Origin of the sequence: Tenacibaculum soleae, from assembly GCF_030549005.1 — a bacterium.
Lineage (GTDB): Bacteria > Bacteroidota > Bacteroidia > Flavobacteriales > Flavobacteriaceae > Polaribacter > Polaribacter soleae.
This window is the reverse complement of the sequence record NZ_JAUOSW010000012.1, coordinates 1-12,942: the sequence shown is the minus strand read 5'-3', so window position 1 is coordinate 12,942 and position 12,942 is coordinate 1. Positions and strand designations below refer to the sequence as shown.

Here is a 12,942-nt window from a genome sequence, read left to right as displayed (position 1 = left end):
TCTTTTAATTAATTGGTTTTACTCCTATTAAAAATACTACTGGCATTTGTAGTTCTTGTTTTTTTATATCGTTTTCTATCTCGCCTAATGTTGATGAGAGTAACACTTCGTTATCTCTTGAAACATTAGAAATTGCATTGATAGGAATGTTTGTGTTTTTGCATACTTCTATTAGTTTAGGAATAATTTTATCTAAACTTTTTAGCCCCATATACAGTGCTAGTGTGTTACCAGCGTTTAGCATTTCTGCAATTCCTTTAAGCTGTGCGGTAGAATAATCGGCAGTATGTGCAGTACAAATTAAAATAGCGTTCGATTGTCTTCTCTCGGTAATAGGAATGTTTACAGAACTCGCCGCCGCTAAGGCTGCAGAAATTCCTGGAACCACAGTAAAAGGCAAATTATGCTGTTTTAAAAAGCGAACTTCTTCGGCAGCTCTTCCATAAATGTATGGATCTCCAGATTTTACACGAACAACTTTATTTCCTAGTTCACAATGTTTTTTCATTAGTGAATTGATGTTATTCTGACGTGTTTCTTGGTCTTCTTTGTCTCCGTATTTTCTACCTACATAAATATGTTCAGCCTGTGTATTAATCGCTAATATTTCATCTGAAATTAAATTATCATGTAAAATAATATCAGCATTTTCAATAGCGTGAAAAGCTTTTAAGGTTAATAGGTTTTTATTACCAGGCCCACAACCTACAATGGCTATTTCAGGTAAATAATCTTTTGTAAATATCCATTCAGGATTTGAGAATTGATAGGTGAAATTTAGTATTGATTTTGATTTAGAATTATCAACTATTTTATAACTTTCCTTAGAGTTAGTTTCAAAAACAGGCGCAGGCATATTTAATTTAATGGCTGCATTCTCATAAAAATCTTTTCTTTTAGGATGTATATCAGCACAACCGTTAATAATTTCACCAAAACAATCTTTATTTATAATAGTTGCTATTAAGCGAATAACATCTTTTTGATGAATAAGATTAACAGGAACATTAGGGTTTTTTAATTGCTTTTTATTTGCCAAAAATCTCCCAGGATGACGTTTAGGGCCAATTAAACCAGCCAAACGTAAAACGGTTAAGTTGTTACCAAAATGTTGTTGCAATAACTGTTCTGCTTCTATGAGAGCTTTACCAGAAGCTTTTTCAGGAATGCAATGTAGAGATTCACTTACAAGAGTATTGGTGTTTTGATATACCGATGTGGAACTAACAAATATAATTTTTGTTTTTTTCGGTGTATGTTTTATAATTTGTTTAATTTGAAGCGGATGAATGGTTTCAATATTTTCAATTCGCTTGGGAGGAAAATTTATAATTAACGTAGATGTATCATGAATAAAAGATTCCCAGTCGCCAATAATGGTATCAGCCTCAACTTTTATTCTACAGGTGTGAAAAGAATATGTAGCTAATGATTTTAAGTTATTGAGTCTTGAAGTACTTCCATTAATAGCATAACCGCTTTTTTGAAGTTGTAAAGCTAATGGTAAACCTAACCAACCTAAACCTAGTATTGAAATACCTTTTTTCATTGTTATGTTAAATTTAAAATTGCGTTTTTTAACTGTATTTTTCTACAATATTCCCAGCCTTTATTAGCTATAGAGTCGAACTCTATCTTGCCTAAAACGTCACCAAATTTATTTTTAAAACGAATACCAACTTGCTGCGATTCCTTTTGATAAAAATATTCCGTGCTAGAAATTTTAGCTTGTTGTAACTCTTTATTATCTTTTGGTACAGCTGCAATAGTTAATGGAATGCAAGTTGTTTTAGTAAATAATTCAAGTGTATGTGTTTTAGAATATTCTAACGTTTCAATATCATTAAAATCAATAGAATTTTGATTTGTCATAGTAAGAGTTACACCATCTGGGTTTTCTCTAAGAAATAAGAATAACGGATACAAATACTGATCTGAACTAAATCCTTTGGTAATAAAACACGCACCTAATTCTGTATCATTCTTTAGTTCAAAAGGCTTTGGTGTTATTGGGGCTCTTTCGTTGTTAGAAATTTGCTTATCCCATCCTTTTTTATATAATAATTCAGTTTCTATAGGGCATTCATTATTTAAATGTCCTTTTACGATATGCGTTATTTTTTCGGGGGTTAATTCTTTATACCAAAATTCACCTGGACTTACAATACAAGTAGGGGCATCTTCACACCGTCCGTTACATCTCGTTTTAATGGTATGGGTAGTATCCCAAAGCTCGTTATTTCTTAAATAAGCTCTAGCCTCTCTAACAACTTTTTCACTACCTGCCTTTTGGCATGATCCTCCGTCGCAAAAGAAAAAAGTATGTGTTGTATTAGCGATGTTTTTACCCATGGTTTAAAAGGAATATGTGAGATTTATTTTTATTGAAAAGGGATGATCTTATCCCAAATATAATGAGGGTTAAAGTTGATTATCTTAATGAAAATAGGGTGCCAGTTTTATAGATGTTATTAAAATTCAACTGAATTTTTATATCAGTAATTTCACCTTTTATTGTTTTATTTTGTGCGAATATGGATAGTGAAAAACACATAATCCACAGACTGCGTAAAATCAATTTTTGCATTTAAAAAAGAAATTAAGCAGGCAAGGAAAGAAAATATGAAAAACATAATTTCTAACTCTTTACCCGAGAGTTACTATTATAAATTATTGTAATATTGGCAGGTCTCCTGACTTAGCTTAGCTTTCATTTACCTTCCCATAGTAATTACTACAGTGGTTTTTATTAATGAAGCCTTTTACAAGCTTTACAGTTGCGGGAACAGCTTTGGATTTACACCAAATTCCCTTTTAATTCTATAATTCTAAATTTTACTAAAGAAATAAGAAACCAAAAATCGAAGCGAATATATAGATTTTTTATAACAGGATTGAGTCTATAATTAGTTTTTTCTTCTTTTTACCTCAATACTTTTATAATTTTTATGTTTTCTTTTTTTTTAAATGTTTTTTAGTTTTTCGTTTTATAAATTTAATTCCCAGGCCTGTAGCAGTAATACAGGTAATTGTTCCGCCTGTAAGTAAGAAAATCATGATAATATCCCATAACGGACGATTTTTTGAAAGAAACGAAAAATCTAAACTATGTAAACCATGATATAACCATCTTTCTGTTCTGTTTTTCGGAGCAGATTTAAGGAGTACTGTATTGGTTTTCGGATTAATATAATAGTAGTTGCTTTTATTGGTAATAATTTTAATAACAGGCAATGTTTTTATATTTTTCCGATCATAATAATAGGCATCATAGTCGTTAAGTACTATTAATTCCGTTACTTTTTCTTTGGTATTAAAACTGTTTATTTTAGCAATGTATTGCTCGTTTGATGCATTATAATTGATCGAAGTAATACAATGATTTTCAACAGTATCTTTATTGAATTTTTCAATAAAGATATTATCATTAAATAAAGAAAAATGAATCTCTTTAAATTTTGACTTAGAGGCTAGCTCTTTAAAATTAATCCAATCTTTATCTGTAATACTTTTTAGCGTAAAGTTTTGCCCTTGCCAAATACTTTTATCCTGTTGGTTTAAAGAAGAGCTAGGCACCCAATTAAAAGGAGTCATACTCATAAAACCACTAAATACCCATGTGCAAATAAACAAGCCAAAACCTAAACCAAAATAATAATGCAGATTATACCATATATTTTTAAACCTTTTAAAATTAGCTTTGGGTTTCTTTTTATAGCGTATTAAGCCTGTAACAATTCCGGTAAGCGTCATTAACAAACCAAATGCGGCCAACCATAAAATAAGTTGTTGCCAAAAATAACTATGTATACGTATATCTTTAAAATAAAGCCAATGTGGTATGGCACCAACCCATGCCCAAAACCGATCACCAGAAGTTGTAATATTTAAAACCTCACCAGTAAGAGAAGATATATGAACCCATGTGTTTTCTTGGTTTTTAAACTTTACTTTATAAACAGGCAAATGTTTAATAAATCTAGATTTAGGAATCCATTGATCTACTTCATTAATAATAGTAACCTCGGCTATGTACTTTAAATTGGTAGCGTTTTTCGCAATGCCTAAGGCTTTATTTTTAGTAAGATTTATAAGTTTTCCATCCTTCGCATATCTCGAAATAACTTTACCCGAAGCAGTTTCTACATGATAAACAATGTTGTTAAGAATACTATTAATTCTTAGTTTGTGTATTGTTTTTAAGGTGTCTTGCTTAAATACAGCAGCAGGTGTTAGTATTTTTTTAGTAGTTAAACTTGTTTCTTTTTTACGCTGTATTTTCTCTTCTTTACCTAAAAAAGGAAAACTTTTATACATCATTACAAACCCTGAAAGAAACCAAACAAGGAATAGCATAAAAAATAAAGTACCTAAGTAATGATGTATAGATATAAGTTTTTTCAAGGGGACTTAAAATTTATAACTTACGTTTACTTTAAAGTTTCTCTCAGCACCAGGGAAAAACTGATAATCATAAATAGCATCAGTAAAATATAACTTATTGGTAATGTTATTTATATTTAAACCTACTCGGACATTATTTTTTTGATAATAAACAGCACCATCTAGTAATAAGTATGAAGGCAATGTAAATGAGTTACTAGAGTTCGTATAATTATTACTGGTATAATTACCACCAATACCAAAACCTAAACCTTCTTTTAGCTCATAGTTTAGCCACATATTTGCCAAATGTTTTGGCGCAAAAGGTAATGCATTACCTTCTTTTTTTGTTTGTGAATCGCTTGCATCATAAGCACGTATTTTAGCTTCAGTAAAAGCGTATCCAGCTTTTATGTATATGTTTTTTAGTGGAGTATATGCTAAATCAAACTCTATTCCTTTAGAGTCAGCCTCTCCAATTTGGTGGTATTCATTAACCTTATTTCTTTCTACGATATTGTGTTTTAAAATATAAAAGCTCGATAAAGTAATGTTTAGTTTATTCAGTTTTTCATATTTAATACCACCTTCTATTTGATATCCTTTTTCAGGATCAAAAATTTGACTACTTGGTGATATCGTTCTAGAAGGTTTAAAGTAGTTTGAGTATGATGAGAAAACACTAAAGTTTTTAAAAGGTTTATATACCAAACCAGCTCTATAACTAAATGCAGTTGAAGGAATTTCTGTTTTTTTACCTTCTTCAATTAAAACCCTATCTGCATTAATTTTATCAGTAGCATAGCTTCCTTCAAAAATATCATAACGAATACCAACTAAAACTTTAAGTTGATTAGAAATATCTGACCAGTTTTGCCAATAAAAACCACTGTTAAACTCATCTCTTATTTGCACTTTCTCATCAATAGTTTCTATATGTCCTTGATTTAGAATCGGATTTATTACTGAAATAGTAGTTTTTGTACCTGGGCCAATTACACTTCCTCTAAATGATTTTCTATCTAAAAAAGTAATAGAATTACCAAAAATAGATTTGTGCTTTATTTTACCTGTCTTAAACTGATAACTTACATCTAATTGATTCTGAATTGTATTGGTTGTATGGTTAAAGTAAAAAGGAAACCCTCTAGTTATCGAATCTTTAGCAATATTAAAAAATAACCATTCTGTAGATAGATAATTTATATCATCATCAGACCACGATAAATTATTGTTTAATTTTACCTTATCATTAAATTTATGCTTATATTTAATCTGTAAATCAAAACGTTTGTGCTTTAAATAATCTTGCGGATCGTTATACCTTGTTTTAGGATCCATTCCTGCAACAATATCTCCATTATCATCAACCGGAATACCTGTATCGGTATCGTATACATCGTTATTTGTTTGAAAAGATAGCTCTAAGAAATCCTTTTCAGAAGGCGTATAATTAAGCGTAAAAGAAGCATTGTTGGTATTTACACCATAATATCTCCAACCGCTAGATTTAGTAAGTCCAAAATCGACTCTATATTTTAATTTTTCATTAATTGGCCCGCCCATACCTGCAGACATTTCATAGGTGTCAAAAGAACCATAAGTAGCACTAAACTCTCCAGAAAAAGTATCGGTTGGTTTTTTTCGCACTATATTTATAATACCACCCAAAGCAGAGTGCCCAAACATAACACCAGCAGGACCTTTAAGCACTTCAATATGGCTAACATTTGCTAAGTTGGTACTAGGCGCACTTGTTGAAAGGTTATGACGTTCGTCCCTTACTCCATCATTTAATAATACAAAATTATTAAAACCTCTAATTCTAAATGTTTGAAAACCACCATACCTATTTATAGGTCTAACCCCAGTAGCACTTTTAACAGCACTCCCTAAATCATTAGAATTTCTAAGTTTAATTAATTTAGAACTTACATTATTTGTTGTTAACGGAGCGTCTAAGTTTTTTATTTGAAGCTTATTTAATGCAGTACTTTTTTTTCTTTTAGAAGAAATAGTTACATCTTTCAGTTCAAAAGATGTTGGCTGTAAATACACCACGGCTGGTAAGTTTTTAAGTAATACATTTACTGATTTATAACCTATGTATGAAATATTAATTTTATCGTTTGGCTTTCCTGTAATTTTAAAAAAACCGTTTGTATTTGAGGTTGTTCCTTTTTTAGAATTTTTATTTAGGATAGATGAAAACTGAATAGGGTGATTGTTTTGTTTATTTAAAAGTTGAACAGATTTTGTTTTCTGCGCAATTAATAAACTGGTAGTAAGTAAAAAAAAGAATACAAATTTTAATTTCATTTTGTTTCATTTGTTCAGAAATTAAAATATAGGAGTAAGAAGCCTATAAAAAATAGGCCATCGAACACGTTAACTTTTATTCCCGAAAGTTTAAATTATGTTTTTGATTTAGGCAGGTCTCCTGACTTAACTTAGCGTTCATTTACCTTCCCATAGTTTTAACTACAGTGGTTTTTATTAATGAAGCCTTTAATAAGCTTTACAGTTGCGGGAACAGTTTTGGATTTACACCAAATTCCCTTTTAATTCTTATGCTAAATGTTACAAGAGCATAAAAAACCAAAAATCGTGGCGAATATATAGTATTTTATTATACGATAGTTTCTAAAATAAGTTTTTTTCTTATGGAAGCAGAAGTTTTTGGCAGCATAATAATTTCGAATCCTTTTTTGATATACTGTGCTAGTAGCGCTTTTTCTAGGGTTAAACAATACTCAAATTCTTGTAATCTTTGAGCGTCTTTACAGTAAATATCAAACCAAGTAGGGGCAAAAAACACTTTTTTATGATACACCTCTTTATAAGGAAACTCTTGTAAATACTTGGGCGTTGGTTTGTTTGCTACGGTTAAATAGGCTTCTAAATCTAGTAACGATCTATCACAAATTTGGGTGCTTACATTTAATAACTCTTTACTCGTTAGTTTAAAAACCAATTCTGTAAAACGATTAATATCTTCCCAAGGCATTCCGTTGCTATTATTTTCTTGCTCATTAATAATAACCCTTCTAGAAACTTCATCCATACAAGGAATTGTATCTTTTAAAAGATTTATTAAAGTCGTTTTTCCAGTACCAGGAGCACCGGTAATTACATATTTTTTAGGTAGGTTATGCATAGTTAACTACTAATAGTAAACAAATGATGATAAAAGTAAACAATATACTAGCGGTATAATTAATGGTAGCCACTCTTTTAATTTCTGCGTGTTCAATTTTTCGAGTATTGTTGCCAATAAAAGGTTTGTCTACTAATTTACAATGATAATAATTAGGCCCTCCAAATTTACAGTTTAAAATATAGGCTAAAGCAGCTTCAGGATACCCTGCATTAGGACTACTGTGTTTTTTACCTTCCTTAATAACGAATGGAATACCGTTTATTTTAAATTGAACAACTAACATTAACAAAGCCGTAATTCTTGATGGTATATAATTAACAACATCGTCGAGCTTTGCAGCAAATCGACCAAATAACAGGTATCGGTCATTTTTATACCCAATCATAGAGTCGAAGGTGTTAATCATTTTATACGCCATGGCTCCGGGAACTCCTAAAATTAAAAAGTAAAAAAGTGGAGCAATAACGCCATCGCTTAAATTTTCTGACATGGTTTCAAAAGTAGCTACTCTAATCTGTTGCTCGTTTAATTGATTGGTTTCACGACCAACAATCCACGATAAACGTTTACGACCCGCCGCTAATCCTTCATTTTTTAGGGTATTAAAAACAGCATAGCCTTCTTTTACTAATGTTTTGTTGGCTAGGCTGTAAAACAACATGATTACCGAAAAGATAATGGCACTAATTTTAAAATCATTTGCATGTAACCATTCTATAATTAAATAAGGTAGGGTAAAAGAAATGCTAACTAAAATGATGGTTAAAAGTGCCCCTTTTAAAAGCCTGTAATTATTTTTATTAAGCCATTTTTCACCAAAAGAAATACTATTACCAAATAGTATAATAAGATGCGGAAGTTTTTTCGGATCTCCTAAAATTAAATCCAACCCAAAAGCAATTACAAGTATGTAAATTGAGGTTAAATCCATGCTTTTAAGGCTGTAATAAGTGTATTGTTTGCTTCTTTACTTTGTGTTGAAAGCCGAATGAATTCCCCTTCTAAATTATTAAAGTTTGTAGCGTCTCTAATTAAAATTTGATGCTTTTCTATTAAATATTCTTTTAATTCTTTTGCTGATGTATGCAGTAATTCAACTAAAAAATAAGAGGTATTGCTTTCACAAACTTTTATGCCTTTTAACTGGGCAAGTTCTTTCTTAAAGGTCGTCGTTTCTTCTAATAATAATGAAGCGTTAAATTGAAGTGTTTCGTAATTGTTAAAAATATATTCCCCTGCTCTTATAGCTAATAAATTAACACTCCAAGGCATTTTTAAATTTAAAAGCTTTGTTATGAGTGAAGCATTTGAAATGACATACCCTAAACGCAATCCGGGAATTGTAAATGTTTTGGTTAATGAACGGACAACTATTAAATTTTTATACTTTTTTGTCAGTGAAACAATTGATTCAATGCTATTAGTAAACTCTATATATGCTTCGTCAATAACAAATATAGTCTCTGTTTTTTGTTGAAGAAAAAGTTCTAATTCACTTTTCGAAAAAATAGCCCCATTTGGATTGTTTGGATTGCATATAAAAATAAGATCTGCGCTCGTATCTTTTATTACTGCTCTAGAAATCAACTGATACTCTAACTGAAAAATTTTACAAGCATCTTCATATTCCGAAAAAGTAGGTGCTACAATGACTGCTTTTTTATCAGAATATAATTGAGCTATGAGATAAAAAGCTTCTGTTGCGCCATTGGTAAATAAAAACTGTTCGTTATTGAGTTGGAACTTTTTAGCTGCCAATTCATTTAATTCGCTAGCAGTAGGCGATGGATAACTTTGAATTAAATTAATATTCCTCGATATATCATCAAGCAACGCTTCAGGACATCCTTTATAATACACATTAGAGCTAAAGTTGTGCGTAATTTCTCCTTCAATTAAATGAAGATCGTCTCCATGACCGTTTAACATTTTTGTGCGCCGTTTTTTAAAATGGTTGCCATATCTAAATTTTCATCTATCCAGTTTGCTAATTTAGTAAACTGTGTTGCTTTAAATACTTTGTAGTTTTTAGCCTTCGCATTCGGAAATTTTAATTGCAATAACTCTGTAGTTATTTCTTGATTATCGAAAATACCATGTAGGTAGGTTCCCCAACTTTTATTTCCATCAAAATAACCTTCTTCCTTACCATTAATACAGTTTAAATGTTTGTTTTTAGGTACAATGGTCTCCCCCATATGAATCTCGTACCCTTCGCAAAGCTCCTTAATGTCTTTAAACTGAAAATTACGTTGTACCGTTTGTTTTGTTTTAGAAAGTGTTGTTTCAATATCAAATACCCCCAAACCATCTTCCGATTTAATATTACTTTCCACAGAAAAAGGATCTTTCACCACTTTACCTAACATTTGATACCCTCCACAAATTCCGATAACAGGAATGTTCGCATATTGCTTTTTAATAATACTATCTAATCCATCCTTTTTTAAAGCGATTAAATCTTCAATCGTATTTTTTGTACCCGGAATAATGAGTACATCTGCTTTGTTTAGTTCTTCAGCGTTTCTGGTAAAATATAAATTGATAAGTGGTTCTTGTTCCAATGCCTGAAAATCGGTGTAATTAGACATATAATGGAGTTTTACTACCGCTATATTTAATTTATTATTCGTTGCAGTTGTTTCCCTACTATTTAATGCTACTGAATCTTCTTCTTCAAGAATAATATCTTTCTCATAGGGTAAAATTCCCAAAACAGGTATGTTTGTGAGCTCTTCTAATTTCTTCTTCCCATCAACAAATAATGCAGTATCTCCTCTAAACTTATTAATAATAATTCCTTTTATAAGTTTTCGTTCCCAGTCATCTAACAATTCAATAGTACCATACACACTACCAAATACGCCTCCTTTATCGATATCTGCGACTAAATACACACAAGCATTGGCTGCAGCTGCCATTCGCATATTTACAATGTCTCTATGTTTTAAGTTTAATTCGCTAATGCTTCCAGCGCCTTCCATTACAATAGGGTTGTGCTTTGCCGCTAATTGATGAAATGATTTTTTAGCTTCCTCAAAAAGCTGTTTTTTATTGTCTCCTAAAAAATATTCTTTCGCCGTTTGGTCTCCAATTGGTTTACCGTGTAGTACTATCTGCGATTTATTTAACGACGATGGTTTTAACAAAATAGGGTTCATTTCTACAGTTGGCGGAATGCCACATGCTTCTGCTTGTACTGCTTGGGCTCTTCCTATTTCCAAATTATCGGGCGTAGAAAAACTATTTAGCGACATGTTTTGGGCTTTAAACGGAGCAGGCGCATATCCTTTCTGTTTAAGCCACCTACAAATTCCTGTGGTTATCCAGCTCTTTCCAACATCCGATCCAGTACCAACTAACATTATAGGCTGTAGGTTTTGCATTTTAATTTTTTTTTTTAGAAAAACAAAAATATTGAATAATATATACTTTGTTTGGGGTTTATAGTGAAAATTATTAAGAATACCTTTTTACGATTTTTTAATGTTTGAGAAGTATCGTTTTAGTGAGGTAAATTAGATAATAGGATAAATTAAACAGGTAACAATTTAGTTACCTAACTTTATTTTTTCATGTTTTAATATTACTTATAATGTTCTTAAAAAGAACAGCTTTATTAGTTGCTTAAACACGCAACTATCCATACACAAAACCTTTGTAAGTCATTTGACAAATGAATTTTTCTAAAATAGGTTGACTAAAAATTAAACCTTTAATTATAGTCACTTATGAAAACACAAAATGAACACTGGCGAAAAAAAAGCTATCAAAAAGCAACTTTAGAAACAAAAATTTTAGTCGTTGACCAAATACTTAGCGGGCAAATATCCAATAATCAAGCTTCTAAAAAATATGACATTCCCAGAACTACTATTTCCTATTGGTTAAGAAAATACATTACTTTAGTGCAACAAAATACGGGTATGAGTAAAAACGATGAGATTAAAAGGTTAAAGGAAAAGATTGAAGAACTTGAGTTTCAAAAAGACTTCCAACAAGACATTATCGCGGATATGGAACTCATTACAGGCGTCGATATGTCAAAAAAGTCATTGCCCAAAACATTAGCAAAAGAGATAGCGCTAAAGAAAAAACAGCGTATAAGAGAAAATGGCTCTATGGATGTTTTGGGATATCTAAACAAGCCTTCTACAAAAGACTCAAAGCACAACAAAGACAACAAATAGAGCGTCAAGAACTAATTAAAATGGTCAAGGAATACCGTAAAAAAGTAGGCTCGAAAACCGGTGGAATTAAGCTATACACAGAACTAAAACAAGACTTTGTAAACGCTAATATTAAGATCTGTAGAAACAAGTTCTATCGCTTCCTAAGACTAAATAATCTTTTGATTCCTAAACGGAAAAACTACATAACCACAACAAACTCAAACCATTTATACAAAAAATATAAGAACCTTGTAAAAAATTACGTTCCTAATCGACCAGAACAACTATGGGTAAGCGATATCACTTATATTAAAACACAATACGGCCATAATTATTTAGCCATTGTTACAGACGCGTATTCTAAGCAAATTATGTGCTACAAACTCGATAACCATATGAGAACATCACTTTGTACTGATGCGCTCGCCATAGTTATTAAAAACAGAAAATACCCCCAAAAAAAACTAATTTATCATTCTGACAGAGGATTTCAATACTGCAATCCTAAGTATACCGCTTTTGCCGAAGACAACAATATCATAATGAGTATGACTGAACAATACGACCCATATGAAAATACTGTAGCAAAACGAATTAACAGAACATTGAAATACGAATATGGACTAAAACAAACTATTAAAAATACAGAATTAGCGCAAAAAATGACTGAGCAAGCGCTCTTCATTTATAACAATTTAAGAACGCATTTTAGCCTAGAATTAAGAAAACCTGCAGAAGTACATTTAAATCCTAATCTAAAATACAAATCGTATCGAAAAAATAAACTAAATTTACCTGAACTTAAAATTTAATAACAAACCTAGTTCAAATGTTTTTTCACCTTCTAAACGGCTAAAAAAATCTTTTTAACCGTATAAATTATACCTAAAAAAGGTCAATCTATATCAGTATAATAAAAAATAAAAAACTAGTTGAATCTAACAAAGGTCAAAATAATTTTGGCTTAATGTTGCTGAATCTCAATGGCAATATAAATATCTTGAACCAAAGTGTTTAACCGGATCAAAGATAATATCAAATCTGGAAAGGATATCTCTCAGAGAACTATCAAAAAATTAATCTTTTATGATAATTGTTAGTATAATCAATCCTTCTACTATTATAAAATAGCATTAGAATAATTAATAGCAGCTATTCACGCTTTCCACACTCGCTTTTTTTGATTTTTTTAGTAAAACCAAAAAAGAGCTCAAACAAATGCTTCAA

The 12,942-nt window shown here is 30.8% G+C and carries 10 protein-coding genes and 2 riboswitches; of the genes, 2 read left to right on the top strand and 8 right to left on the bottom strand.

All coding sequences use genetic code 11. The features are described 5' to 3' along the window. Positions 1-4: 4 nt before the first annotated feature. From cobA to Q4586_RS13305, 8 genes are all read right to left on the bottom strand, one after another. A complete protein-coding gene (gene cobA / locus Q4586_RS13340) occupies positions 5-1,549 on the bottom strand; it encodes a uroporphyrinogen-III C-methyltransferase (protein WP_303529777.1) in 1,545 nt (514 codons plus the stop codon). A 2-nt stretch (positions 1,550-1,551) separates the two neighbouring features. Next, positions 1,552-2,352: a (2Fe-2S) ferredoxin domain-containing protein gene (locus Q4586_RS13335; protein ID WP_303529774.1), complete on the bottom strand. Its 801-nt coding sequence runs from the start codon at positions 2,350-2,352 to the stop codon at positions 1,552-1,554. A gap of 314 nt (positions 2,353-2,666) precedes the next feature. After that, a riboswitch (cobalamin riboswitch) is annotated at positions 2,667-2,874 on the bottom strand. A gap of 72 nt (positions 2,875-2,946) precedes the next feature. Next, positions 2,947-4,404 carry a PepSY domain-containing protein gene (locus Q4586_RS13330; protein ID WP_303529772.1) on the bottom strand — a complete coding sequence of 486 codons (1,458 nt, stop codon included), beginning with the start codon at positions 4,402-4,404 and terminating at the stop codon, positions 2,947-2,949. Positions 4,405-4,410: 6 nt separating this feature from the next. Next, a complete protein-coding gene (locus tag Q4586_RS13325; RefSeq protein WP_068706485.1) occupies positions 4,411-6,702 on the bottom strand; it encodes a TonB-dependent siderophore receptor in 2,292 nt (763 codons plus the stop codon). Between the two features lie 94 nt (positions 6,703-6,796). Continuing rightward, a riboswitch (cobalamin riboswitch) is annotated at positions 6,797-7,001 on the bottom strand. 11 nt (positions 7,002-7,012) lie between these two features. Next, complete coding sequence (locus tag Q4586_RS13320) at positions 7,013-7,540, bottom strand: AAA family ATPase (protein WP_303529767.1); 528 nt, start codon at positions 7,538-7,540, stop codon at positions 7,013-7,015. After that, positions 7,533-8,474, bottom strand: coding sequence for an adenosylcobinamide-phosphate synthase CbiB (cbiB, locus tag Q4586_RS13315; RefSeq protein ID WP_303529766.1), 942 nt, complete (start codon positions 8,472-8,474; stop codon positions 7,533-7,535). Before cbiB ends, Q4586_RS13320 begins: the two co-directional genes overlap by 8 nt. Further along, positions 8,465-9,472 carry a pyridoxal phosphate-dependent aminotransferase gene (locus Q4586_RS13310; RefSeq protein ID WP_303529765.1) on the bottom strand — a complete coding sequence of 336 codons (1,008 nt, stop codon included), beginning with the start codon at positions 9,470-9,472 and terminating at the stop codon, positions 8,465-8,467. Before Q4586_RS13310 ends, cbiB begins: the two co-directional genes overlap by 10 nt. Next, on the bottom strand, positions 9,466-10,929 hold the full coding sequence (locus tag Q4586_RS13305) for a cobyric acid synthase (RefSeq protein ID WP_303529764.1): 1,464 nt from the start codon (positions 10,927-10,929) through the stop codon (positions 9,466-9,468). The genes Q4586_RS13310 and Q4586_RS13305 overlap by 7 nt, the downstream gene beginning before the upstream one ends. A 345-nt stretch (positions 10,930-11,274) precedes the next feature. On the opposite strand from Q4586_RS13305, the gene Q4586_RS13300 reads away from it, so the two are divergent. After that, entirely contained in the window at positions 11,275-11,733 is a 459-nt protein-coding gene (locus Q4586_RS13300; protein WP_303529762.1) for a helix-turn-helix domain-containing protein, read from the top strand. Beyond that, complete coding sequence (locus Q4586_RS13295) at positions 11,679-12,527, top strand: IS3 family transposase (protein WP_303529840.1); 849 nt, start codon at positions 11,679-11,681, stop codon at positions 12,525-12,527. Before Q4586_RS13300 ends, Q4586_RS13295 begins: the two co-directional genes overlap by 55 nt. Positions 12,528-12,942: the final 415 nt, after the last annotated feature.